Source organism: Rhizobium sp. BR 250, from assembly GCF_047445855.1.
GTDB lineage: Bacteria > Pseudomonadota > Alphaproteobacteria > Rhizobiales > Rhizobiaceae > Agrobacterium > Agrobacterium tumefaciens_I.
In genome coordinates this window covers 22,672-47,465 of the sequence record NZ_JARWKW010000018.1, presented here as the reverse complement: position 1 = coordinate 47,465, position 24,794 = coordinate 22,672, and the positions used below count along the sequence as shown (strand labels likewise).

Here is a 24,794-nt window from a genome sequence, read left to right as displayed (position 1 = left end):
CCAACAACAAAAAGGCCGGAAAGCTTGCGCTTTCCGGGCCTTTGTTTTTCTTCCAGAACCCGATCAGTTCTGTGCGACGGGCTTCACCAGCGGCGTCACGCGGCGGATGGTGACGCGGCGGTTCTGCTGTTCAGGGCCGAGCGTCTGCACCTTCAGGTAACGCTCGCCATAACCCTGCGTCGCGAGGTTTTCCGGCGGAATGCCGTAAACATCGGTCAGCACATTGGCGACGGAGGCGGCGCGCTCATCGGAAAGGACGAGGTTGCTTTCATCCGAACCGACGGCATCGGTATGGCCTTCGATCAGGAAGGTTTCCGCCGGGTTCTTGTTCAGCGCCTTGTTGATCGCATCCGCAACCTTGCGCAGCGAGCGGGCCTGCGTCATCGGGATTTCGGCGCTGCCGGTGGCAAAGGTGATGGTATCGAGGTCGATACGGCGCACCTTGTCGCGGATACGGGCCGAATAACGCACTTCGTCCAGCGAATAGACACGCTCCACAGGCTCGACGGGCGGCTGCTCCAGGAAGCGGTAATAATCGCGGTCCGGATCGCTCGAGGTGTCGATGATGTAGTCGGTCACGGGAATGCGCAGGCGCATCGGCGGCAGGTCAAGGCCCGGGTCGCGATAGACATAATCGCGGTCCGGATCGTCCATCAGTTCCGGTGCATAAAACAGCACATATTCCCGGCCGCGATCATCGATGCGCGAACGCTGGATGACGTCGCCGTAGCGGTTGCGGATCGTCACCACCTGCGTGCCGTCACGGCGCTCGACGGTTTCGCGCACACGGCCACCCGGCAGGCGTTCGTAATAGGGCTCGCCGCCATCACGGATGAAACGCTGGTTGTCGTCACCGCGCACCACGACACGGTCGCCGAACTGCAGGATGATCGGTGCGTCACGATCCCGGTCACGCGGACGGCCTTCGCGCGGCTGCCATTCACGCACGCCTTCCGGCCGCTCATATTGCGGACGACGGTCGATGCGCTCGCCCTGCTGGGAGGTGATCGCCTCCATCTTCACGGGCGGCGGCGGGGCCTTGCCTTCGGCGGCACCGGCGCGCTGTGCTTCGGCGTCGGAGGTCGGAACCTTGACGTCACCGGCCTGTTCGCGCTCGCGGCGACGTTCCTCGCGGGTCTGGCGGTTGCCCGAGCGTTCCACTTCCTTGTCGCTGTCAAGAACGGCCGCGCCCTTGTCGACCGGCAGGATGACGGTGTCAGCGGTCTTGGACGGATCCTTGGCGATTGCCTTGGCCTTGTCCAGTTCCTCCTTCGTCATCGGCGGCGCTTCCGTCTGCGGCACGGCGACCTGATTGGGCACGGGCTCACCGGCCGGCGCCTGTCCGGTCGTCGCACCGCTCGGCGGCGGAGGTGTCGGGGCACCCGGCAGCGGCGCTGCGGGCTCCGTCCTGCCCTGGCCTTCGGCCGGCTGCTCGGAAGGCTGGCGGCCGGGTGCGGGGTTGGGTTGCACCTCAGGTGCCGGTGGGCGCGCAGGTGTTGGCGCTTCGGTCGGGACCGGCGCTTCCTTCACGGCGGGCTCGGGGGCTGCCGGCTTTTTCTCGGGAACGGGTTTTTCAGCCGGCTCGGCTTTCTGTTCCGGGGCCTTTTCCTCTACCTGCGGTTTTTTCGCGGGTGCCGGTTCGCKGGGCTTGGCGGGCTGCTCGGAGCTTTCCGGGCGCGCGGCGGGCTGCTGTTCGGCAGCGGGTTCCTTCGCAGGCTCCTTCGTGGGTTCCTTCTCCTTGCGGGGACGTTCCGGGCGTTGCTCGCCTTCGCCGGCGGGTTGTTCCGCCCGTTGAGGCTTGCGCGGACGTTCCTGCGGCTGCTGCTCGGCCGGTGCGGCTTCGGGCGCGGCCTCCCGCTGGCGTGCCGGGCGCTGTTCACCCTCGCCCTGCGGCTCCTGCGCACGTTCGGGTTTACGCGGGCGCTCCTGCGGCTGTTCGGCAGGTGCCGGCGCGGGTTCCGGGCGGGCCTCGCGCTGCTGGGGTTCCCGCTGCGGTTCGGGCTGCGCTTCGCGCTGGGGCTCCCTTTGGGGCTCCCGCTGGGGTTCAGGGCGTGGTTCGGCGGGTGCTTCGGCCTTCGGTTCGGGCGGCCGTTCACGCGGGGCTTCCGGCGCGCGTTCGTGTTTCTGAGGCTCGGCCTGCGGCTGCGCCTCCTCGGCCTGCTTGTGCTTCTTGCGCAGTTCCTCTTCCGGGTTCTCCGCTTCCGGCTGTGCCTGCGCCAGGATCAGCGGGCTCTGCGAATGGGGCATCTGTGTCTGCGCCCGCGCGGCGCCGGCAAAACCGGCGGCTGCCGGCTCCACCGCAATCGCCAGCGACATGAGGGGGAAAACCACCCCCGTCAGCAATGTGTTCTTCTTCAGCATCAGTGCTTCCTCATCTGCCATCGTTTTACGTCGCGTGTGCCGCGACATCGTGAATCCGGCTGCGCGTGCAGGCGCTGGTCAACGCCCGGCACACGCTTCGGTTCCCATGATGAACAAAGCCTTCTGTACCGGAAATGAACAGATCAAGGCGTTTTCGTGGAAGCTCTGCGGCACAAACGCGGTCGCTAATATTGCAGTTGCATTTTTTGACCAACCGGACGAATAATCTGATCCGCGCTGAAGGCCACAGGCGGTATAATCCGTTCTGCCGCGCCCAGCGCCCCTGGCGTCCGCACTGAAAACAACAACAGACTGCGGATGAACGACCAAAAGAGAGGATCGAAATGCCTATTTCCACCCGTCTGCTCGCAGCCGCATCGATTGCCGCCATCTCGCTGTTTTCCGGCGCTGCCCTCGCGCAGGACAAGATCGTCATCGGCACCGAAGGCGCCTACCCGCCCTTCAACAATCTCGAAGCCGACGGCACGCTGACCGGCTTCGACATCGACATCGCCAAGGCGCTGTGCGAACAAATGAAGGCCGAATGCACCTTCGTCACCAATGACTGGGACGGCATCATTCCCGCCCTGCAGGCCAAGAAGTTCGACGCCATCATCGCGTCCATGTCGATCACGCCGGAACGCCTCCAGAAGGTCGACTTCTCCAAGAAATATTACAACACCCCGCCGGCCATCGCCGTGCCGAAGGATTCGCCGATCAAGTCGCTCGACGATCTCAAGGGCAAGTCGCTCGGCGCGCAGGGTTCCACCACCCACTCCAACTATGCCGAAAAGCATTTTCCGGATGCCAACGTGAAGATGTATCCGACCGCCGACGAATATAAGCTCGACATTGCCAATGGCCGCATCGACGCCGTCATCGACGATATCGTCGTGCTTTCGGAATGGCTGAAGACGGATGCCGGCGCCTGCTGCAAGATCCTGACGCCGCTCAAGGTCGACGTCGAGATCAACGGCAATGGCGCGGGCGTCGCCGTTCGCAAGGGTGACACGGCGCTGGCCGACAAGTTCACGGCCGCCATCGCCGGTATTCGCGCCAGCGGCAAGTATCAGGAGATCAACAAAAAATACTTCGATTTCGACGTTTACGGCGAGTGAGCCTGTTCGATCTGTTGAAATCTGGTGGCGGAAGGCTTGCCCTTCCGCCATTTTTGTTTGAAAACGTCAGCATAACAATCACGGCGGCTTAAGACCGCGGGGGAAAACTGGCATGAGCGGAGCATTTTCCGCCATAGGTGCGTTCTGGACCTATGTCTCGACACTTCTCGATCCTTTCTGCGGACCGGTCGGTCTCTTCTCGCTTTTCGGAAACGGCACCCTCGTCGCCTGCGGCGATGCGGGTTGGGGCGATGAAATCGCCTTCGGCGTCAAGGTCACCATCTCGCTGGCGCTCGCCACCCTGCCCGTCGGGCTGCTGATCGGTTTCCTCATCGCGCTTGCCGCACAATCGGAAGAAAAATCGCTGCGGCTGGCGACCGGCATCTACACCACCATTTTCCGCGGCCTGCCGGAACTCCTGACGCTCTTCATCGTCTATTACGGCATCCAGATGCTGCTGCAATCGGTGGCCGGTTATGTGGGCATCACCGGTCCCGTCGAAATCAACGCCTTCGTGGCGGGCATGGTGGCACTCTCCGTGGTGTTCTCGTCCTATGCGTCTGAAGTGCTGCTTTCCGCCTTCAAAGCCATACCGAAGGGACAATATGAGGCCGGCCACGCGCTCGGCCTGTCGCGCGGCCGCACCATGGTGCTCATCATCATCCCGCAGCTCGTGCGGATCGCCCTGCCCGGCATGACCAATCTCTGGGTCATCCTGCTGAAGGACACCTCCTACGTCTCGATCATCGGCCTTGCCGACATCATTCGCCAGACCGGCATCGCCGCCCGCGTCAGCAAGGAAGCCTTCTTTTTCTACAGCATCGCCTGCCTGCTCTACCTCATCCTCGCGCTGCTTTCGTCCATCGGCATCGGTTTCATCGACCGCTGGTCACGCAAGTCGGAGGTGAGCCGATGAGCCATATTCAGGAACTCATTCCGCCACGCCCCGCGCCCGTCGTTGCGGACAAGCCGCTCAATATTTCGCGCATCGTCGGCATGGCCGTCATCGCACTCTGGGCGCTGCTCGCTGCAGGGCTGATCTTCGCCATGATCGAAGGCTGGGACTGGGACAAGTTCGAGCGTTACGGGCCGCGCTATATCGATGGTCTCATCACCACCATCACCCTCGTCGGCAGTTCGATCATTCTCGGCGCCATTCTTTCCGTGCCGATCGCCTTTGCCCGCATGTCGGAAAATCGCGTCCTCGGCGCGCTGGCCTATGCCTATGTCTATGTCTTCCGCAGCACGCCGCTTCTGGCGCAGCTTTTCCTGATCTATTACGGCCTCGGCAGCTTCCGCCAGGGGCTGGAGACCGTTAGCCTATGGTGGTTCTTCCGCGAGGCCTGGTATTGCGGCCTGCTGTCGCTCACCCTCAACACGGCGGCCTATCAGGCGGAAATCCTGCGCGGCGCCATCCGCAGCGTGCCGCGAGGCCAGCATGAGGGTGCGGCCTCGCTCGGCCTGTCGAAACTCGTCACCTTCCGCAAGATCATCCTGCCGCAGGCGCTCATCGTGGCGCTGCGCCCCTATGGCAACGAGATCATCCTGATGATCAAGGGTTCGGCGGTGGTCTCCATCGTCACGGTCTTCGATCTGATGGGGCAGACCCGTTACGCCTTTTCCCGCACCTTCGATTATCAGGCCTATCTCTGGGCCGCGATCTTCTATCTGACGATCGTCGAAACGCTGCGGCATGTCTGGGCATGGCTGGAAGCACGCCTGACGCGCCACCTCAAACGCTAGGCGAAACATTGGCAGCACTCATCAAGAGCGGCTGCCAACATTTTGAAAAATATAAATATTTTGTGACAGTCCACGCCTTTGGCAAGCTTGGATTAACCCTGTCGTGTTCCCATATTCGATACAGCGGCAATGCTGTGATCGGCAATCATGGATACGGGAACCGCCGTCATGAACAAGGACATGGAAATGATGCTGAGAGGCTACGGCCTCACCACCGCCCAGATATTTTACCGCCTGCCGGACCATCCGCTGGTTCTCCAGACCTATGTCTGGCAGGACTATGATCTCGCCCCGGACTTCCCCGAAATGCACGGCTTCCTCAAATTCTGGCAGGAAAAGCTCGACGGGCCTTTGCACTCCGTCCGCTACGTGCACCGGCAGGTGATCTCGGCGCAGGAATGGCGTGCGCTCAAAGGAGAGTTCATCATCCACTGATGCGTCGCGCCACATAAGCATTGCGCCCGTCCCCGATGCGGCTTACAGCAAACCTCAACTGAAGATGCTGACGGATAAGGCACGATGACGAAGAACCAGAAGATCGACGAAGAGGCGCTTGCCGAGGCGTATAACCGTGCACTCGCGCTCGAAAAAGCCGGCGATGTGGACGCGGCGGTGAAGGCCTACGAGGAAGTTCTGGCCATCGATCCGGAAGACCACGGCGGCGCGGCCGTGCGCATCGCCGCCATGGGCCGGGGCGAACAGCCGTCGAAAGCGCCCGACGCTTACGTCGAAACCCTGTTCGACCAGCACGCCGAAGCCTTCGAGGATATTCTTGTCGAGCAGCTCGGTTACGCCGTGCCGATGATGGTGCGCCAGCGGCTGCAGACACTGAACCTCGGCCCCTTCAAGCGCCTGCTCGATCTCGGTTGCGGCACCGGCCTCACCGGTGAGGCGCTGCGCGATATGGCTGACGACATCACCGGCATCGATATTTCCGAAAACATGGTCGAGATCGCCCATGAGAAGGATCTCTACGAGACGCTCTATGTCGCCGAAGCCGAGGACTTCCTCGAGGACAACGACGACGAGCCCTTCGACATCATCACCGCCACTGATGTGTTGCCCTATCTCGGCGCACTGGAGCCGCTGTTTTTCGGCGCCGCCGAAAACCTCAATGCCGGCGGTCTCTTGATCTTCTCCTCGGAAACCCTGCCCGAAGACATCATGGCCGGCCGCCCCTATATGGTCGGCCCGCACCAGCGTTTCGCCCATGCGGAAACCTATGTCCGGGAAAGACTGGCCGCGACCGGTTTCGAGGTCGTCGAGGTCACCGACATCAATGTGCGCATGCAGGACGGCAACCCCACGCCGGGCCATCTGATTATCGCCAAGCTCAAGGGCTGAGGCGGCGTCGCGGCATCTTTCTTCTCCCCGCCGGGGAGAAGAAACAAGCGGCGGACGCTCGTTTCAATGCGACGAACCCGCTTTGCTGAATCAACATCTCATCAACTCCGCCCAGCGGCTTGAAGAGATTCGACTTTCCGTCACCGAAACCCACAAAACGAAAAATGCCCTTCCCGACGACCGGAAAGGGCATTGCTCAAAAACCGGATTGGCGGCGGATCACTCTTCGCCGGATTTCGGGTTATCCAGCAGCATATAGTCGAGCGGTAGTTCCGTCGTATATTTGATCTGTTCCATCGCGAAGGCGGACGAGACGTCGCGGATTTCGATCTTGGCGATCATCCGCTTGTAGAAGGCGTCATAGGCGGCAATATCCGGCACGACGACGCGCAGCAGATAATCGACATCGCCGCTCATGCGGTAAAATTCCACGACTTCAGGAAACTCGGACACCACCTCGGAGAAACGCTTCAGCCATTCGATGGAATGGGAGGCGGTGCGGATGGAAACGAAAACCGTGACCTTGGTGTTGACCTTGCCCGGATCGAGCAGCGCCACACGCCGACGGATGACGCCATCCTCTTCCATCTTCTGGATGCGCCGCCAACAGGGCGTCGTGGAAAGGCCGACCTTCTTCGCAAGGTCAGCGACGGCCAGTGTGGAATCCTCTTGCAAAATGCGCAAAATCTTACGGTCAAGGCGATCCAATGCGTCTATCCTCCTGAATTAATTTCCTTTCAATACACTAATTTTTGCAGAAAAACAGAAAATTGTTTCACTAAATCCGCATTTCCACATGTTGCCGCAGAACCGGAAGCAATTCCTCGGTGAACCACGGGTTCTTTTTCAGCCAGCCGGTGTTGCGCCAGCTCGGATGCGGCAGGGGAAAAATGCCGGGGCCGGAATTGGCATGAAGGTAGCTGCGCCAGTCATGCACGGTTTCGGTCATGGTTTTGCGTCGTTTTTCGCCCAGGTGAAAAGCCTGCGCATATTGGCCTACGGCAAGGATCAGCTCCACCTGCGGCATCGCCACCATCACCCGCACCCGCCAGTGCGGCGCACATTCACGCCGTGGCGGCAGGTCGCTGCCGCTTTCGTCATAACCGGGAAAACAGAACCCCATGGGCACGATGGCAAAACGATCGCGATCGTAAAATGTCTCCCGGTCGACATTCAGCCACTGCCGCAACCTGTCGCCGGAAGCATCGTTGAAGGGCAGCCCGGTTTCGTGCACGCGCAACCCTGGCGCCTGCCCGGCAATCAGGATGCGGGCCTTCTTCGACATGACGACCACCGGCCGCGGTTCGTGCGGCAAGCGATCGGCCATTCCCTTAAGCGGCTTGTCACGACAGAGACGGCAGCGGGCGATCTCGCCGCGCAGCCCATCCAGCCCGTCATCAAGCCCATCATCCAGCAGATCCGGCTCAGCCATGGTTCCACCCCAGAAGATGGCGAATGATGGTCAGGAAACCCGCGGCCGGTGTCTCGATATCCGCCGCCCGATGCTCGCGCCGCCATTGCGACGGCTTTTCGAATTCGCCCGCCCAGATGCCCCGCGCCTGCCGGCGGGCCGCCGCCTGTTCGCTTGAAAACTGGAAATAACCGGAGGCAACGGCAAAACCCGCCGACACCATTTCCGAGGAAACATCCTGACCACCCGCGGAACAATAAACCAGCAGCCGTCCGTAACGGTCCCTCGAGCTACCGGAACAGGAAAAATCCCGAGCGCCGGCCAGCCGTTGCAGCACACGGCGCGCTTCTTCACCACAAGGCCAGGTCCCACCGTCACGCAGGCACGTCTGCGCAAGCTCCGGCGCATCGATGCCGAGCAGCCGGAACCGGTCTTCGCCCTTTGACAGCGTGTCGCCATCGATCACGAAGAAACGGCCGACATAGGTTTCGCTATTGATCTGGTCCAGCTTGGCGGCGATGAGAATGCCGAGAAAAACCGTGGCGAGAAAAAGCCCGCCATCGCGAAAGGCCGAAAAACGCTCGCGCCTGCCTCCATTTCGTCTCATGTCACAACAAACCCTTGTCAGAAATGGCAAACAAATCCTTTCACGGCAGCATCTTCTTAAGATTTTGGGCGTAGCCTGCAAGGGTTCATGTCACTCGCGTTGTAACAATGAGTAAAAGCGTCAGCACGTCCACCGACAAGATCATCGTCGACCGGTCGAGAAAACACCGTAACAAGGCGGTTTTCGACACGGTGAAGACGACGCGTGAACGCCTGCAGCAGGGGGCCGGCGCTAGCGACGCCTATGAACGCGAAATGCTGACCATGCACATCGCCGAGACCCTTCAGGGCGCGATGATCATGCCGCTTTTTATCGTGCTTGCCTCCATCATCGGCCTCTATATCACCCGCGACATCGGTTTGATCCTCTGGTCGCTGATCGCGCTGAGCTTCCATGCCATATCCCTGCTGCTGGCCAAACGGGCGGCGAAACAGGAGATCACGGCCGAAAATCTCCAGCATTGGAAAAACCTCTTTCTCGGCGTTCAGATCCTCATCGGCTGCGCCTGGGCCATGTTCGCACTGGTCGAGCCGGTGCGCAACGACCCGACACTCGTGCTTTTCTTCAAGGGCTCGACGCTGCTGATCGCGCTTTCGCTGACCGCCATGGCCGGTTTCATGCTGCGGCGCGCAACCTTCGTGACCTTCCTGCCGGTGCTGGCGGCCCTGTGCATGACCTCGGCCATCTCGCGCGATCCCTTCGATGTCGGTCTTGCGCTGATGTTCGGCATGGCGATCCTCTTCTGTCATCGCATCACCAGCCGGCTTTACCAGACCAGCGTCAAGCTCCTCTCCTCGCAGACGGAGAAGGACGACCTGATCGCCGAACTCGAAGTCGCCAATTCCGTTTCCGACGAAGCGCGGCGGCGCGCCGAAGAGGCCAATCTGGCGAAATCACGTTTTCTCGCTTCCATGTCGCATGAGCTCAGAACCCCGCTCAACGCTATTCTCGGCTTTTCCGAGGTCATGTCGTCAGAGGTGCTCGGCCCGCTCAACAATCCGCTCTACAAGGAATATTCCGGCGATATCCATCGCTCCGGCCAGCATCTGCTCGATCTCATCAACGAAATCCTCGACCTGTCGCGTATTGAGGCCGGTCGCTACGATCTCAACGAGGAATCCATCTCCATGCTGGAAATCGCCGAGGATTGCATCGGCATGATCCAGCTGCGCGCCCGCGCCAAGAACATCAGGATTTCCCAACAGTTCGAAACCAGCCTGCCGCAGGTCTGGGCCGATGAAAAATCCATCCGTCAGGTCATTCTCAACCTGCTTTCCAATGCCGTGAAATTCACCCCGCAGGGTGGCGAGATTCTGGTGAAGGCGGGCTGGACTGCGGGCGGCGGGCAATATGTGTCGATCAGGGATAATGGCCCCGGCATTCCCGAGGACGAAATCCCCGTGGTGCTGTCGGCCTTCGGTCAGGGATCGATCGCGATCAAGAGCGCAGAACAGGGAACGGGCCTTGGCCTGCCCATCGTTCAGGCCATCCTCGCCAAGCATGATGGCCAGTTCATCCTGAAATCGAAGCTGCGCGAAGGCACCGAAGGCATCGCCATCCTGCCGGCCAAGCGCGTGCTGCAAAGCCTGCCGGCGGTGGAAGAAACCCACGCCGTCCAGCCGCGCCGCCGGTCCTTCGCGTAAATCAGAAGAACAGCGTCGCCACCAGCGAATAGAGCACGAAAAATCCGTTGGCCAACAAAAGGCAGAAGACGGCGAAGGAGCCGAGGTCCTTGGCATGCCGCCCGACGGAGGAGATTTCCGGCGAAATGCGGTCCACCAGCTCCTCGATAGCGGTATTCAGCGCCTCGACCGAAAACAGAAGCAGCATCAATACCGTGAAGGTGAGAAGATGCGCAAAGGGCGCGCCGATCACCAGAAGCAGGGCGAGCCCGACGCCAAAGGCCAAAACTTCGTGGCGGAACGCCGCTTCCTGCCACAACCGGCCAAGCCCCTGCACGGAATAACGGGCGGCGGCAAAAAGATGCCGCCAGCCTTTTTCCTTGCGAAAGGCGGGTTCCGGTTGCTTCTTTTGCGGCGTCACGTCCATCTTCGGCCTCAATGGTCGGTGCGGGAGCTGATGCGGGTGTCCACACCCGCCGCTTCGAAGGTCGCCATGCCGGAATGGCAGGCGGCAGCGGCCTTGACGATGCCCGCGGCAAGTGCTGCACCGGTGCCTTCACCGAGCCGCATGCCAAGCGCCAGAAGTGGTGTCTTGCCGAGCTTTTCGATGGCGGCAAGATGACCCGGCTCACCCGAGACATGGCCGATGAGGCAATGGTCCAGCGCCGAAGAATTGGCGGCCTTCAGGAGAGCGGCAGCGGCTGTTGCCACATAACCGTCAATCAGAACCGGGATGCGCTGCACGCGGGCGGCCAGAATGGCGCCGGCAATTGCCGCAATCTCACGCCCGCCGAGACGGCGCATGATTTCCAGCGGATCGGACAGGTGGTCCTTGTGGAATTCCACCGCAGCCTTAACCGCCGCGATCTTGCGGGCCATGACCTCACCTTCCGAACCCGTGCCGGGACCGGTCCATTCTTCCGCCGTGCCGCCATAGAGCGCCAGATTAATCGCGGCGGCAATCGTGGTGTTGCCAATGCCCATTTCACCAACGCAGAGAAGATCGGTACCGCCGGCAATCGCCTCCATGCCAAAGGCCATGGTGGCGGCGCAGTCACGCTCCGAAAGGGCGGGCTCGCAGGTGATGTCGCCGGTCGGATAATCGAGCGCCAGGTCGAAGATTTTCAGGCCGAGATCATTGGCCACACAGATCTGGTTGATCGCCGCGCCACCTGCTGCAAAATTCTCCACCATCTGCTGGGTAACCGACGTCGGATAAGGCGTGACGCCATGGCGGGTAACGCCGTGATTGCCGGCGAAAATCGCCACCAGCGGACGGGTGACGGCGGGCGAACGGCCGGACCAGGCGGCCAGCCACATGGCGATTTCCTCGAGACGGCCGAGCGAGCCGGCAGGCTTGGTCAGCTGCGCATTGCGCTCCTTGGCCGCCACAAGCGCGTGCGTGTCCGGGCCGGGAAGCTCGCGCAACAGCGCGCGGAAATCATCGAAGGGCAATCCGCTCATGCTCATGATATCTGTCTCTCTCATCGCCGGGTTGGCTTTCGCATCGGCTCATGCGTCCGGAACTTGTGTTTTCCGGCAAATCGGTCTTTGTTGCGCCTCTCATAATCGCGGATGCGCCGCGGAACAACCGGAAATGCAGCGACTGCAACGGAGAGAGCATGAAGGCCGGGGATTTTATAACAGATGTCATGCATTCCGTTGCCTTTCTCAGCCGCCTGCCGGTTCCTTCCCGGTTTTTCGAAGATACCGACGGCACCTCCATGCGTCGCACTGCACGGACCTTTCCCGCCGCCGGCCTGCTGATCGCCCTGCCCGCCGCTTTCCTGGTGGTGATTTTCGCCGGCTTCGACGCCTCGCCGCAGCTCACGGGCTGGCTCGCCATCGGCCTGACGGCGCTCATCACCGGCGCATTGCATGAGGACGGGCTGGCCGACATGGCCGACGGTTTCGGCAGCGGCAGGGACAAGGCCCGCATGCTGGAGATCATGAAGGACAGCCGCATCGGCAGCTATGGCACCATCGCCATGGTTCTGTCCTTTGCACTGCGTGCCACAGCGCTTGCGTCGCTGATCGAGACCCTGCCAGGAAAAACCGCCGCTGCCTGCCTGATCGCCGCCCTTGTCCTCAGCCGCGCCCTGATGGTGTGGCACTGGCAGGCCCTGCCCGCCGCCAAGACCTCCGGCATTGCCGCAAATGCGGGCCAGCCGGGCGAAAGCGAACGCAACATCGCACTGGTGAGCGGTTTGCTGCTCTTCATACTCTTCACGCTGCACGCCCTGCCGCTTGTCGCCATAGCATGTGTGCTGGCCGCCGCCGTCCTTGCAGCGGTGCTGTTCGGCAGGCTCTGTGACAGGAAGATCGGCGGCCATACCGGTGACACCATCGGCGCCTGCCAGCAGATCACGGAGATCGTTACTCTCGTCGCCCTTGCCCTTGCGACATGACGGCCTGATATAGAACGCCATGGAAACACCCTGCATCCATATCTGCCGCCTCGACGCGACCAATAGTTTCTGCATCGGCTGCGGCCGCACGCTGGATGAAATCGGCAGCTGGGCAGGGTATAGCGACGAGAAGCGCCGCACGATCATGCGGGCGCTGCCGCAGAGACTGGAAAATTTGAGCGAGAGCGCCAGGGAGACACATACCGCATGAACAGACTGACCATCGTTCTCCTTCTGCTGGCCGTCGGCCTTGGCCTGCTGCTCATCAATCATGACGGCGGACGAACGCTCGGCATCGACAATGATCAATTCGCGCAGGTCCTTTATCTTCTGCCCATCGCCGGTCTCCTCTCCGCCGGCATATTGGCGGGAAGGCGCGGCAGCTTCGGCACCGTCATCCGCCAGCTTGCGGTCTGGCTCGTCATCATCCTCGGCCTCGTCTCGCTTTACCTCTATCGCTACGACCTGCAATCCTTCGCCGACCGGCTGCTGGGTGGCCTGATGCCCGGCCGCGCCGTGATGGTGACAACGGCCGGCGGCGAGCAGGAAATCGTGCTGCACAAGTCGATGAGCGGCCATTTTGAGGCGAATGTCGTCATCGAAGGCAAGACCATTCATATGCTGGTCGATACCGGCGCAAGCTCGGTGGTGCTCGCCAATGCCGATGCAGCCGCAATCGGCATCGACACGACGGGCCTGCGCTACACCGTACCCGTCATGACCGCGAACGGCCGCACGTCGGCGGCGCCCGTCACCCTGTCCGAGATCGGCATAGGCCCGATCGTGCGGCGCAACATCCCTGCCCTCGTCGCGCAGGACGGGCAATTGGGCCAGAGCCTGCTCGGCATGAGCTTCCTGTCCACACTCGGCTCGCTGCAGATGCAGACCGACGAATTGCGGCTGCGCGACCGGTAACGCCAACCACCGGCAGACCGATCTCCGGGCCGCCATGGGTCCGGAAAGGAAATGCCCCGTTTCGAATATATTTGGGACGTTCTTTTCGCCTATTGAGAATCCGGCAAACCATTGCCCCTTGATTCCCCCTCATTTGATAATTTATGTTGGTTCCGTTCTCAGGGCGGGGTGCAATTCCCCACCGGCGGTATCGGGATTTTCCCGGAGCCCGCGAGCGCTTCCGGTCTCCAAAGCCGGAAGGTCAGCAGATCCGGTGAGAGGCCGGAGCCGACGGTATAGTCCGGATGGAAGAGGACAAGGCATAAGACGCCCGCGCGTAGCGGGCTCGCATTGCATTGTTCGCCCAAGGGATATTTGGCGCTTCGTGAAGCGCGAAAATGCCGCAAAACGGCATAACCCTTGAAAGGCTTGAAAGAAAATGACTATTGCCAGAATTGAAGATGCCATCGAAGCCATTTCCCGTGGCGAGATGGTGATTGTCGTCGACGACGAGGATCGCGAAAACGAAGGCGATATCATCGCCGCTTCCGACAGCATCACGCCGCAGCAGATCGCCTTCATGATGAACCATGCGCGCGGCCTGATCTGCGTCGCCATTCCGGGCGAGCGCCTCGATGCGCTCGATATTCCGCTGATGGTGCCGCGCAACACCGAATCCATGAAAACGGCCTTCACCGTCTCCGTGGATTATATTCCCGGCACCACGACAGGCATTTCTGCCGCCGACCGGGCAAACACGGTGCGCGCTCTGGTATCGGAGAGCTCACGCCCGGACGATTTCGCCCGCCCCGGCCATATCTTCCCGCTGCGCGCCAACCCGGAAGGCGTTCTCGGCCGCACCGGCCATACCGAAGCGGCCGTTGATCTCTGCCGTCTTGCCGGGAAATTCCCCTGCGGCACCATCTGCGAAATCGCCAATGATGACGGTACCATGGCCCGCCTGCCCCAGCTCAGGGTCTTCGCCGAACGCCACGGCCTGCTGATCGTCACCATCAAGGACCTCGTTGCCTATCTGAAGGGCGAGGAGCTTGAGGACGTGGTGCAGAAGCAGGTCGCCTGATCTGCACACCCTGTGTCGTGAATACAAAAACGCCCGGCGAGAGCCGGGCGTCAATCTGATCAAATCAGGTCCGAAACCAGCCCGCCGTCAGTTACGCAGCCGGTAACCCGTCTTGAACATCCAGCCGACAACGCCAAGACAGAGCGCCAGAAACAGCGTTATCATCGCCAGGCTGATGACGGGATTGACGTCGGCGATCTCGTAGAAACTCCAGCGGAAACCGCTGATGAGATAAAGCACCGGATTGAAGTGGCTGACCGCCTGCCAGAAGGGTGGCAGCATGTCGATGGAATAGAAGCTGCCGCCAAGGAAGGTCAGCGGCGGCACCACCAGCATGGGGATGAGATTCAGCTGCTCGAAATTCGTCGCCCATATGCCGATGATGAAACCGAACAGGCTGAAGCTTACTGCCGTCAGCACGAAAAACAGGATCATCATGAACGGATGGGCAATGGTGATATCCACGAAGAAGGTGGCGGTTATCAGGATGATCGTGCCGATCATCAGCCCCTTGGTCGCCGCCGCCCCGACATAACCGGCCAGAATTTCCGTCATCGACACCGGGGCGGAGAGGATTTCATAGACCGTGCCAGTGAATTTCGGGAAATAGATACCGAAGGAACCATTGCCGATACATTGGGTCAGAAGCGTCAGCATGATCAGGCCGGGCGTTATGAAAGCGCCATAAGAAACCCCGCCAACTTCCTGAATCCGCGAACCGATCGCGGTTCCGAACACGATGAAATAAAGGGAGGTGGAAATGACCGGCGACACCACGCTCTGCAGCAGGGTGCGCCGCGTGCGCGCCATTTCGAACAGATAGATGGACTTGATGGCTTCGAAATTCATTTCTGGCCTCCGACCAGCGAAACGAAGATATCCTCAAGCGAACTCTGCCGCGTTGAAATATCCTTGAAATGGATGTTGGCGGCGGAAAGGGCTCCCAGGAGATCGGCGATGCGCCCCTGCTCGCCATTGTCCTCGATTTCATAGGTGAGCGTGCAGCGATCATCCGAAAACGTCAGGCCGAAGGGCGCAAGGCTTTCCGGCAATTGCTCCACCGGCTGCGCCAACTCGAGGAAAAGCTGCTTGCGGCCGAGCTTTTTCATCAGCGCCGTCTTTTCTTCCACCAATAGCAATTCGCCGCCATTGATGACGCCCACCCGGTCGGCGATTTCTTCCGCCTCCTCGATGTAATGCGTGGTTAGAATGATGGTGACGCCCCGGGCGCGCAGATCGGAAACGACGTTCCACATGTCACGACGCAGCGCCACATCCACGCCCGCGGTCGGCTCGTCGAGGAACAGAACCTTCGGCTCGTGCGCCAGCGCCTTGGCAATCAGCACACGCCGCTTCATGCCGCCGGAAAGTTCCCGCAGCATATTGTCCTTCTTGTCCCACAACGACAGGGACTTGAGAACGCTCTCGATCAGCGCCGGATTCTTCTTCTGCCCGTGCAGGCCGCGCGAGAAGCTGACCGTGTTCCACACGGTCTCAAACATATCCGTCGTCAGTTCCTGCGGCACGAGGCCGATGAGCGCCCGCGTCTGGCGGAAATCCTTGACCACGTCATGCCCGCCGACAAGCACCGAACCTTCGCCCGGATTGACGAGACCGCAGACAATCGAGATCAGCGTCGTCTTGCCGGCACCGTTCGGCCCCAGAAGCGCGAGGATTTCCCCCTGCCTGATATCGAGGCTGATACCCTTGAGCGCCTGAAAGCCATTTGCGTAGGATTTTGTCAGATTCCGTATCGAAACAATGGCATTCATGACGAATCTTTCGAAAAACCGAGTAAGATGCACGCCATATAGGCCGGGAAAGGCGCGATTGCCAGCCCGGCAGCCTGAACACTGCGTTCGGCAAAAAGGGAAAATCAGCCGTAGACGCTATAGAAAAACTGCGCTGCGACGAAGACGAGAAACAGCCCGAAAGCCCGCTCAAGCTGCTTCCTGCTGAGCGCATGCGCGAGCCGCGCCCCATAAGGCGCGACGAAAAGCGTGATGGGGATCAGGAGCACCACGGCAATCCAGTTGATGAAGCCGGTCGAGAACGGCGGCAGGCCCGCATCGCCCCAGCCGGCCCAGATATAGCCAAGGAGACCCGGCAGCGAAATCAGCACGCCGACGCCGGAAGAGGTGGCGACCGCCTGATGGATGGTGCGTCCGTAAAGCGTCATGAAGGTGTTATTCATCACCCCGCCGCCCACGCCCATCAGGCCGGAAAAAAGCCCGATGCCGGTTCCCACCAGAAAACGGCCCGGATTTTTCGGCAGGTCGGAACCAAGATGCCAGCTCGCCCGGTTGAAGATCATCCGGAAGGCGAGCGCCAGTGCGATGAAGGCGAAGATCAGCCGCAGGGCAATGCTGGAGGCATGGGCGGCCACCACCGATGCGAGGATGGTGCCGAGCGGCACGGCAATGATCCAGCCCTTCAGAAGATCGATATCGACGGCCCCCTTCTGACGATGCGTCAGGAACGAACGGATGGAGGTCGGCACGATGATGGCGAGCGACGTGCCGAGCGAAAGATGCATGCGCACAGCCTCCGGCACATCCAGAAGGCCGAAGACATGGTAGAAGACCGGCACCAGCACCGCGCCGCCGCCAATGCCGAACAATCCCGCCAGAAGTCCGGCCACCACACCCGCGGCCGCGAGCGCGGCGGCAAAGACCATTATCTCCGAAACAGGGGGCATGAAAGCAGGCTCCAGGGGGCCGTTGTCACAAACATGTGACGCTCATAGCGTATCAGAAAGGCGCGGCAAGCCATGTTGACCGCAGGTCAGTACGGCGCGATGTCTTTTGCCGCATATCCGCGCCGGATAGACCACTCCGTGGGATCGTTTTCCCATTGCATGCCCTTGCAAAGACGCCGATATCCCCCCGATATGGCTGTCTTCTTCACCGGCCTTCGGGCCGGTCTTTTTTTGTGCGGTGTGACAGGCGGCTATCGAACTGGCACGCAGCTGGAGAAACATCCCCAATCTTCGTCATTCCGGCCTTCTCCCGAAATCCGCAGCCCAAGTCATCGGCAACAGGCAGATAACAAGCCGCCCTCCACATTCGACGTCATCCTCGGCCTTGTGCCGAGGATCTGCCAACCCATCGCCAATCGCGACGTCGCAGATGCTCGGGACAGGCCCGAGCATGACGGAGAAGACGCTTTCAAACTCAGTCGTCAACCTCCACCGGCACACCCTAATCGCAATGCCTGTAACCGGATTTGCGCGTGCGCAGGTCGAAGTGGAAATGGTTCCAGTGATTGGGATCGCTGCCCGGCCCGAGAACGGTCGAGAAATATTTGCAGCTGTCGGACCTCACCGCCTTCAGCAGCGCCTTTTCGCGGAAGGCGAAGAAGCTCTTCTTGCGGACGTCGATCTCCTTGCCGTTCTTCAGCGTAATGGTGCCGATATCGATGGCATTGCCGCGCGCATGTTCGGACCAGGGATTGCTGGAACGGGAGTTCATCTTGCGGCAGGAATAACCGCCCATCGGCGTGATGCGACCGACGCCCGAGAGATAGCGGAAGCGCGAGGACGGCACGAGTTCGAACTTCACCCATTTGGCGAAGGCAAGCGTCACCTGGCAATTGAGCTTCACCGCCGGGCGAACGGCGACGCCGCTGGCAAGACCGCTGAGTTCAATCGGATAATCGATGCCACAGGTCGGACCGTCGGCAATACGGGCGACGTCGCGGAAGGCGACGCCGAGACGGCGCAATTCGCTGCGGCAGGCAACTTCGGAGGATGGCATGACGCCGGGCGACATCTGCCGGTTGCTCTGCATCCCGCCACCCGCCATCGGATCGTTCGGCATGAGCATGGCCACTTCCTCCACCGGCTGGCGGCGGGAAGAGGAACCGGGCGGTGGCGGCGGTATCAGGCGTGACTGGCTGGAGGCCGGTTGCCGGCGCGCGGGAGACACGGCCACCGGATTGTCCGTGCCGATGCCATCCACTACCGGCTGCGTCGAAGCGCCCTCGGCGATCTGCGCATCCTGTTCTTCGGCAAGGCCGCGAACCGGTTCCACACCCAGCATGGAATCCATGTTCACGCCGCCCTCGCCTTCGGCGATCTGGTTGCCGGCCATCTGCTGCGCGGGCACGGTCTGGCCCTGCATGGCCTCATTCTGCATGGTTTGGCTTTGCATCGTCTGGGAAGGCATATTGGCATGGCCGCTGGCCGCCATGCGCGCCTGGTGCTGCGCGTCGAGCGTGGAATAACCCTGCCCGCCCTGCGGCGATCGCAGCAGCGGATCCTGCGAGGCGTAGGGTTCCGGCATCGGCTGCGATATGGCGGAAGGATAATCGGCGCTCTGTCCGGCCCGCTCGGCCTGATAAACGGCCCCGGCCGGCGCACTGTAACCCTGCTGCCGCGACGAGCGAATGGCGCTGACGCGCGTGGTGCCATCCACCTCCGCCGGAGGCACGAGACCCTCCGCCGAACACGACACCATGACCGTGGAAATCATCAGCAACGTCACAAGACGACGCGGAAGGGAAACATACGCCATACGAGAACCTGTACCTTCAGCGGCCGCTATCGCGGCAATACAGGACAAATTTTAAAGAAATGAGGTAAACGAAACCTTATTGGTTGCGGGAAATAACGAAATGGCCTGTCGCGCGACACTGCAGACGGAGAAGCCGAACCGAAACTCGCAAAGGCTTTGGTGATGTCCGCCAAACGAGGATTTCCGGCGAAACCGCAACGTCCGCACTCCGTCACCCCGGAGTTGATCCGGGGTCCAGCGCGATCAAGTCCTTGATCGCAAGAGAGTCTTCTCACGGAGCAGACGCACCGAGACTGGGGGCGGCCGGATCAAGTCCGGCATGACGGAAGAACGGTTTGCATCTCGCCAATGCCAAAGGGCGCAGCCGCAGCCGCGCCCTTCACTCATCCCTGTAAATCAAATCACGCCACCCGCGAAACCGCGCGCGCCGCACCCTGCCCCAGTTCGAAACGCGAAAGCAGCGCCCGCAGCTGCTGGCTTTCTTCGGCCAGTGTCTGGCTGGCTGCGGTCGTCTCTTCCACCATGGCGGCGTTCTGCTGGGTCATCTGGTCCATGTGGTTGACGGAGGTATTGATCTCCTGCAGGCCGGTCGCCTGTTCCCGCGCCGCCGTGGCGATGGAATTCACATGGCCTTCGACGCGGTTGACCAGTGCCACGATCTCGTCGAGCGCATCGCCGGTGGAGCGCACGAGTGCGACGCCGCCGCCCACCTCTTCCGCCGAACGGTTGATGAGCGTCTTGATCTCCTTGGCGGCATTGGCGGAGCGTTGCGCCAGTTCACGCACTTCCTGCGCCACCACGGCAAAACCGCGCCCCGCCTCGCCCGCCCGCGCCGCCTCGACGCCGGCATTCAGTGCCAGAAGGTTGGTCTGGAAGGCGATTTCATCGATGACGGAGATGATCTGCCCGATGCGCTTCGAGGAGTCCTCGATGCGGCCCATGGCTTCAACGGCATTGCGGACGATCTCGCCCGAACGGCCTGCGCTGGTTTTCGTGTCCTGCACCATCTGCCGGGCTTCATTGGCCCGTTCGGAGGCGGTGCGCACGGTGGCGGTGATCTCGTCCAGAGCGGCCGCTGTCTCTTCCAGCGCCGCCGCCTGCTGTTCGGTCCGGCGGGAAAGATTGCCGGTCGCGCCGCTGATATCGGAAGCGCTGTCATTGACGACATGGCCGGTTCTGGCAATCGCCTCGATCGCGCCATACAGCGCGCCGACGGCACGATTGAAATCCACGCGCAGTTTTTCGTAATCCGCGCCGATATCCGACAGTTCGACGGTCAGATCGCCATTGGCAAGTGTCTCGAGCGCATTGCCCAGCCGCTCCATGGCATGGGCCTGCCGCTCGGATGCGGAGCGCAGAACCATCTCGTTGCCATGCCGCGCCTCCTCCAGCGCCCGTTGCTGGTCCGCCTCGCGAGCCTGCAGCGCGCTGCGCTCATTGACGCTGTCGCGCAATACCAGCAGCGTCTTGGCGATCGCGCCGATTTCATTGCGGCGGTCGGCAAACTGGATTTCGGCCTCGCCGTCACCGTCGGCAATCCGCCGCATGCTCTGGCGAATGAGATCGATCGGCCGTGTCACGCTGCGCACGACGGCGGCAGCCACACCGACCACAAGAAGGCCCGCCAGGAGACAGACACCGCCATTAAAATAGACGTCGCGCCAGAACACCGCTTCCAGGTCATCGACATAAACGCCGGTGCCGACGATCCATCCCCAGGGGGCGAAACCGGCGACATGCGAAAATTTCTCGACCGGCTCCGGCGCACCGGGTTTCGGCCAGTAATAATCGACAAAGCCCTGCCCGCCGGCCTTCACCGTGTTCACGAACTCGACGAACAGCGCCTTGCCATTCGGGTCCTTGTTGGCGGTAAGGTCCGTGCCGTTCATCTCGGGCTTGATCGGATGCATCACCATTTTGGGATGCATGTCGTTGATCCAGAAATAACCGCTGCCCTTGCCATAGCGCATCGCCGCAATGGTTGTCTTGGCCTGCTGCTGCGCCGCCTCGCGCGTCAGGCTTCCGGCCTGTTCCAGCCGGTAATATTGGTCGAGAATGGCAACCGCCGTTTCGTTCATCGCCGCAAGGCCGGCTTTCCGCTCGCGCTCCATTTCATGGTAGCTCTCGAACAGGCTGAATGTCAGGGCCGCAGCCAGTATTGCCAGAAACAATGCGACGAGCGCATAAAGGCGCATAGATATCGTTACGTTTTTCATGTTCCCCCTCAACATCGCCGATTGCACTTCGACCGGGCAATGTTAAAGGCAAAAAATTTATTATTATTAAATACACATATTATACGTTGGTATTATTCCTTTGCACCCATAGATGTTCACACCTTCATTCCAGACGGCGGCGGCACGCGCGAATTTCGGAGCCGATCCACGGCATTTAAAGACAGCGTTAACCGTGCGGCCCCTATCCTCTTTGACCAAAATTACGTTACACGGAGGCGCGCGATGGCCCGGCCGAATTTTCGCTACACACATTATGACCTGAAGGAACTGCGGGCCGGCACGGTCATCGAAGTCTCCCTGTCGTCCATCAACAATGTTCGGCTGATGACGGGTGCGAACTTCCAGCGCTTTACCGAATTGCTGGATTTCAAATATCTCGGCGGCGTCGCGAAAAAATCGCCGATCCGCATCGCCATTCCCGAAACGATGCACTGGCATCTGGTGATCGATGCCGAAGGTCATAGCGGTCTGGCGGAATCCTCGGTCAAGATGCTGCCCGCCCAGCCACAGGCCGCACCGCATCGCAAGGCATCCTGATTTCCTTTAAAAACAGTGAGTTGTCGCGGTTTCGCGACTCTTTTTGCCAGCGGCTTGATTCTGTTTGTGAAGATCGATGCGCGATATGGACTTCGGCCAAACCGCATGACGAGGTCAGCGTGCGCCACGCTCCCGGCGCAGCTTCGCCCACCAGTCGAGACGCTTGCGGATTTCCCGCTCGAAGCCCCGGTCCGGGGGATCGTAAAAGGTCGTGCGCCCCATTTTTTCCGGGAAATAATCCTGCCCGGAAAAAGCGTCCGGCTCGTCATGGTCATAACGATAACCGTCACCATAACCCTCGCCCTTCATGAGCTTGGTCGGGGCGTTCAGAATATGTTTCGGCGGTACCAGCGAGCCGTTTTCCTTGGCCGCCCGCATCGCCGCCTTGAAGGCGGTATAGACGGCGTTCGATTTCGGGGCGGTGGCGAGGTAGACGCAGGCCTGCGCCAGCGCGAGCTCCCCTTCCGGTGAACCGAGATAATCATAGGCATCCTTGGCGGCGTTGCAGACGGCAAGCGCCTGCGGATCGGCAAGGCCGATATCCTCCACCGCCATGCGCACCAGCCGACGGCCGATATAGAGCGGGTCTTCGCCGGCATCGAACATGCGGGCGAGATAATAAAGTGCAGCATCCGGATCCGAACCGCGCACGGATTTATGCAGCGCGGAAATGAGATTGTAATGGCCGTCCTGGCTCTTGTCATAGACCGGGGCCCGGCGCTGCACGATGCGGGTCAACCCTTCGGTATCGAAGGTCTCATCCCTGCGCGCCGCGCGCCAGACCTCTTCGGCAAGCGTCAGCACCGCGCGGCCATCGCCATCGGCCATACGGATGAGGCTCGCCCGCGCATCCTCCGTCAAGGGCAGCGGTTTCTTCTCGGCTTCCTCGGCACGTTTCAGAAGTTCGCTCAGGCTCTCCTCGTCATGCGAGCGGAAGGTCAGCACACGCGCCCGCGACAGAAGAGCGGCATTGAGTTCGAAGGACGGGTTTTCCGTGGTGGCACCAACGAGAATGATGGTGCCGTCTTCCATGACCGGCAGGAAGCTATCCTGCTGGGCGCGGTTGAAGCGATGAATCTCATCGACGAAAAGCAGCGTCTGCCGGCCATTCATCCGGCGCGTGCGCGCCGCTTCAAAGACTTTCTTGAGATCGGCGACACCTGAAAAGATCGCCGAAATCTGTTCGAAGGCCAGCCCCGCCTCGCCGGAAAGCAGGCGGGCAACCGTGGTCTTGCCGGTGCCGGGCGGGCCCCAGAAGATCATCGACCCCAGGGAGCCGCTATCGATCATGCGGCGCAGAACGCCCTCTTCGCCCGTCAGATGCGGCTGCCCGCTCACCTCGGCAAGCGTCTTCGGACGCAGGCGATCGGCGAGAGGCCGCCGGTTGGCGACCTCCACGGGCACTTGCGGGGCGAAGAGATCGTCGCTCATCGCAGGAACTGCCGGATACGCTGCCCGTCACGCAGGATTTCCACGCGCCAGAAGCCGGGATTATCGTCCAGCGCCTTTTCGACCGCAGCCGTCGAGCCGATATCCGCGCCATTGAGCGACAGGATGATATCCTTCGGCTGGAAACCGACACGATAGGCCGGCGAGCCGCGCTTCACGTCGACGATGACAACGCCCTTGATCTGCGACGGCATGCGCAATTCATCGGCAAGCTTCGGCGAGAGATTGGCGACGCTCGCGCCGGCAAAGGGATTGCGGCCTTCGATCAGGCGCTCATCACGCGGCGCGGTTTCCGGCGCCGTATCGAGCGCGATGGTCACCTTCTTTTCCTTGCCCTTGTCCATGACGGTCAGCTCGGCGGATTTGCCGATGCCAGCCGTCGTCACGCGATAACCCAGCGCATCGGGATGCTCTACCTCCAGGCCATTAACGGCGGTCACCACCTGTCCCGGCTCGATACCGGCCTTTTCAGCCGGGCCGTCCTTGACGACGCTGACAACGAGCGCGCCACGGGCGCGATGCAGGCCGAGCGCTTCCGCGACATCGGACGTCACAGGATCGAAAGTCGCACCGATATAGGGCCGCTGGAAGCTCGGATCGCCACGCTCGGCGGCAGCCACGAAAACCCGGACCAGATTGGCCGGAATGGCAAAACCGATACCGTTGGAACCGCCACCCTTGGAAAAGATCGCGGTATTGATGCCGATCAGCTCACCCGCCATGTTCATCAGCGCACCGCCGGAATTGCCGGGGTTGATGGAGGCATCGGTCTGGATGAAGAAGCCGAAATCACCCTGCGTCACCTGGTTGCGTGCGAGACCGGAGACAATGCCGCTCGTCACCGTCTGGCCGACGCCGAAGGGGTTGCCGATGGCCAGCACCAGATCACCCACCTCGATCTTGTCGGAATCGCCGAGCGACAGCACCGGGAACTGCTCCTTGGCATCGATCTGCAGCACGGCAAGATCGACCCGGTCGTCCTTCAGCAGAACCTTGGAGGAAAACTCACGGCCATCCGCCAGCGCCACCTTGATGTCATCAGCGCCGTCAATGACGTGATTGTTGGTCACCACGAGGCCGCCAGCCGTCACGATCACGCCCGAACCGAGCGACGACTGTTTTTCCGTGCGGTTCGGCATCTGCTGGCCGAAAAACTGCTCAAAGAAGGGATCGCCGGCAAAGGGCGAAAGGCGCCGCTGTACCACGCGCTCGGCATAGACATTCACCACAGCACCTGCGGTGCGCTTCACCAGCGGCGCGAAGGAAAGCTGCATTTCCGTGTGGCTTGCCGGCACGGTCTTGTTGTCCTGCGCCGCAGCCCCCACGGGTAAGAGAACGAGCGCGGCGAGAAAGCCGGTGGACAGATACTTCAACACGCTTCGCATGTGATTCCTCATCGTCATCAGTATGATGGAGTTATAACGCCAAAGCCTGTAAAGCAAAGAGCGGCAAGATGATGGCCAAGCTT

24 protein-coding genes and 1 riboswitch are annotated in these 24,794 nt (G+C 61.1%); of the genes, 11 read left to right on the top strand and 13 right to left on the bottom strand.

Going from position 1 to position 24,794, the window contains the following annotated elements:
• Positions 1 to 63 precede the first annotated feature (63 nt).
• Positions 64 to 2,361, bottom strand: coding sequence for an OmpA family protein (locus QD336_RS22750; protein WP_499172246.1), 2,298 nt, complete (start codon positions 2,359 to 2,361; stop codon positions 64 to 66).
• Positions 2,362 to 2,705: 344 nt separating this feature from the next.
• Between QD336_RS22750 and QD336_RS22745 the strand changes: the two genes are divergently transcribed.
• The 5 genes from QD336_RS22745 to QD336_RS22725 all read left to right on the top strand — a co-directional run bounded on the left by QD336_RS22745 (position 2,706) and on the right by QD336_RS22725 (position 6,566).
• Positions 2,706 to 3,479, top strand: a complete 774-nt coding sequence (locus tag QD336_RS22745) for an ABC transporter substrate-binding protein (protein ID WP_269340927.1) — start codon at positions 2,706 to 2,708, stop codon at positions 3,477 to 3,479.
• A gap of 112 nt (positions 3,480 to 3,591) precedes the next feature.
• The gene (locus tag QD336_RS22740; RefSeq protein ID WP_269340926.1) at positions 3,592 to 4,395 is read left to right on the top strand and encodes an ABC transporter permease; all 804 of its coding nucleotides are present in this window, start codon (positions 3,592 to 3,594) and stop codon (positions 4,393 to 4,395) included.
• Positions 4,392 to 5,222, top strand: a complete 831-nt coding sequence (locus QD336_RS22735) for an ABC transporter permease (RefSeq protein WP_499172245.1) — start codon at positions 4,392 to 4,394, stop codon at positions 5,220 to 5,222. The genes QD336_RS22740 and QD336_RS22735 overlap by 4 nt, the downstream gene beginning before the upstream one ends.
• Before the next feature lie 168 nt (positions 5,223 to 5,390).
• Complete coding sequence (locus QD336_RS22730) at positions 5,391 to 5,657, top strand: usg protein (protein WP_174057312.1); 267 nt, start codon at positions 5,391 to 5,393, stop codon at positions 5,655 to 5,657.
• An 84-nt stretch (positions 5,658 to 5,741) separates the two neighbouring features.
• On the top strand, positions 5,742 to 6,566 hold the full coding sequence (locus tag QD336_RS22725) for a class I SAM-dependent methyltransferase (RefSeq protein ID WP_269340924.1): 825 nt from the start codon (positions 5,742 to 5,744) through the stop codon (positions 6,564 to 6,566).
• Positions 6,567 to 6,785: 219 nt separating this feature from the next.
• Here QD336_RS22725 and QD336_RS22720 read toward each other — a convergent pair whose 3' ends face one another.
• The 3 genes from QD336_RS22720 to QD336_RS22710 all read right to left on the bottom strand — a co-directional run bounded on the left by QD336_RS22720 (position 6,786) and on the right by QD336_RS22710 (position 8,584).
• Complete coding sequence (locus QD336_RS22720; RefSeq protein ID WP_065115978.1) at positions 6,786 to 7,274, bottom strand: Lrp/AsnC family transcriptional regulator; 489 nt, start codon at positions 7,272 to 7,274, stop codon at positions 6,786 to 6,788.
• 70 nt (positions 7,275 to 7,344) lie between these two features.
• The gene (locus tag QD336_RS22715) at positions 7,345 to 7,998 is read right to left on the bottom strand and encodes a uracil-DNA glycosylase family protein (protein WP_499172244.1); all 654 of its coding nucleotides are present in this window, start codon (positions 7,996 to 7,998) and stop codon (positions 7,345 to 7,347) included.
• Positions 7,991 to 8,584, bottom strand: coding sequence for a thermonuclease family protein (locus QD336_RS22710; RefSeq protein ID WP_499172243.1), 594 nt, complete (start codon positions 8,582 to 8,584; stop codon positions 7,991 to 7,993). Before QD336_RS22710 ends, QD336_RS22715 begins: the two co-directional genes overlap by 8 nt.
• Positions 8,585 to 8,691: 107 nt before the next feature.
• On the opposite strand from QD336_RS22710, the gene pdhS2 reads away from it, so the two are divergent.
• Complete coding sequence (gene pdhS2 / locus QD336_RS22705; RefSeq protein WP_499172242.1) at positions 8,692 to 10,227, top strand: two-component system sensor histidine kinase PdhS2; 1,536 nt, start codon at positions 8,692 to 8,694, stop codon at positions 10,225 to 10,227.
• Position 10,228: 1 nt separating this feature from the next.
• Here pdhS2 and QD336_RS22700 read toward each other — a convergent pair whose 3' ends face one another.
• Positions 10,229 to 10,633, bottom strand: a complete 405-nt coding sequence (locus QD336_RS22700; protein ID WP_499172241.1) for a diacylglycerol kinase — start codon at positions 10,631 to 10,633, stop codon at positions 10,229 to 10,231.
• A gap of 8 nt (positions 10,634 to 10,641) precedes the next feature.
• Positions 10,642 to 11,676 carry a nicotinate-nucleotide--dimethylbenzimidazole phosphoribosyltransferase gene (gene cobT / locus QD336_RS22695; protein WP_269340916.1) on the bottom strand — a complete coding sequence of 345 codons (1,035 nt, stop codon included), beginning with the start codon at positions 11,674 to 11,676 and terminating at the stop codon, positions 10,642 to 10,644.
• A 152-nt stretch (positions 11,677 to 11,828) separates the two neighbouring features.
• Here cobT and QD336_RS22690 point away from each other — a divergent pair, with 152 nt between their 5' ends.
• From QD336_RS22690 to ribB, 4 genes are all read left to right on the top strand, one after another.
• Entirely contained in the window at positions 11,829 to 12,614 is a 786-nt protein-coding gene (locus QD336_RS22690; protein ID WP_499172240.1) for an adenosylcobinamide-GDP ribazoletransferase, read from the top strand.
• Between the two features lie 19 nt (positions 12,615 to 12,633).
• Positions 12,634 to 12,825 carry a DUF1289 domain-containing protein gene (locus QD336_RS22685; RefSeq protein ID WP_269340913.1) on the top strand — a complete coding sequence of 64 codons (192 nt, stop codon included), beginning with the start codon at positions 12,634 to 12,636 and terminating at the stop codon, positions 12,823 to 12,825.
• Positions 12,822 to 13,529: a TIGR02281 family clan AA aspartic protease gene (locus QD336_RS22680; protein WP_269340911.1), complete on the top strand. Its 708-nt coding sequence runs from the start codon at positions 12,822 to 12,824 to the stop codon at positions 13,527 to 13,529. Before QD336_RS22685 ends, QD336_RS22680 begins: the two co-directional genes overlap by 4 nt.
• 150 nt (positions 13,530 to 13,679) lie before the next feature.
• Positions 13,680 to 13,829, top strand: a riboswitch (FMN riboswitch).
• A 118-nt stretch (positions 13,830 to 13,947) separates the two neighbouring features.
• Complete coding sequence (gene ribB / locus QD336_RS22675) at positions 13,948 to 14,589, top strand: 3,4-dihydroxy-2-butanone-4-phosphate synthase (RefSeq protein WP_269340909.1); 642 nt, start codon at positions 13,948 to 13,950, stop codon at positions 14,587 to 14,589.
• 87 nt (positions 14,590 to 14,676) lie between these two features.
• On the opposite strand, the gene QD336_RS22670 is transcribed toward ribB, so the two are convergent.
• The 5 genes from QD336_RS22670 to QD336_RS22650 form a co-directional block, all read right to left on the bottom strand.
• Positions 14,677 to 15,438 carry an ABC transporter permease gene (locus QD336_RS22670; RefSeq protein WP_499172239.1) on the bottom strand — a complete coding sequence of 254 codons (762 nt, stop codon included), beginning with the start codon at positions 15,436 to 15,438 and terminating at the stop codon, positions 14,677 to 14,679.
• Complete coding sequence (locus QD336_RS22665) at positions 15,435 to 16,361, bottom strand: ABC transporter ATP-binding protein (RefSeq protein ID WP_499172238.1); 927 nt, start codon at positions 16,359 to 16,361, stop codon at positions 15,435 to 15,437. The genes QD336_RS22670 and QD336_RS22665 overlap by 4 nt, the downstream gene beginning before the upstream one ends.
• A 104-nt stretch (positions 16,362 to 16,465) precedes the next feature.
• Complete coding sequence (locus tag QD336_RS22660; protein WP_269340905.1) at positions 16,466 to 17,287, bottom strand: sulfite exporter TauE/SafE family protein; 822 nt, start codon at positions 17,285 to 17,287, stop codon at positions 16,466 to 16,468.
• Between the two features lie 502 nt (positions 17,288 to 17,789).
• Positions 17,790 to 19,103: an extensin-like domain-containing protein gene (locus tag QD336_RS22655; protein WP_499172237.1), complete on the bottom strand. Its 1,314-nt coding sequence runs from the start codon at positions 19,101 to 19,103 to the stop codon at positions 17,790 to 17,792.
• Between the two features lie 401 nt (positions 19,104 to 19,504).
• Positions 19,505 to 21,319, bottom strand: a complete 1,815-nt coding sequence (locus QD336_RS22650; RefSeq protein WP_499172236.1) for a methyl-accepting chemotaxis protein — start codon at positions 21,317 to 21,319, stop codon at positions 19,505 to 19,507.
• 243 nt (positions 21,320 to 21,562) lie between these two features.
• Between QD336_RS22650 and QD336_RS22645 the strand changes: the two genes are divergently transcribed.
• Complete coding sequence (locus QD336_RS22645) at positions 21,563 to 21,877, top strand: DUF1883 domain-containing protein (protein ID WP_269340902.1); 315 nt, start codon at positions 21,563 to 21,565, stop codon at positions 21,875 to 21,877.
• 114 nt (positions 21,878 to 21,991) lie between these two features.
• Here the strand turns inward: QD336_RS22645 and QD336_RS22640 are convergent, their stop codons facing one another.
• Together QD336_RS22640 and QD336_RS22635 are read right to left on the bottom strand one after the other, a co-directional pair.
• Complete coding sequence (locus QD336_RS22640; RefSeq protein WP_499172235.1) at positions 21,992 to 23,308, bottom strand: replication-associated recombination protein A; 1,317 nt, start codon at positions 23,306 to 23,308, stop codon at positions 21,992 to 21,994.
• Complete coding sequence (locus QD336_RS22635; protein WP_269340899.1) at positions 23,305 to 24,711, bottom strand: DegQ family serine endoprotease; 1,407 nt, start codon at positions 24,709 to 24,711, stop codon at positions 23,305 to 23,307. The genes QD336_RS22640 and QD336_RS22635 overlap by 4 nt, the downstream gene beginning before the upstream one ends.
• Positions 24,712 to 24,794 lie beyond the last annotated feature (83 nt).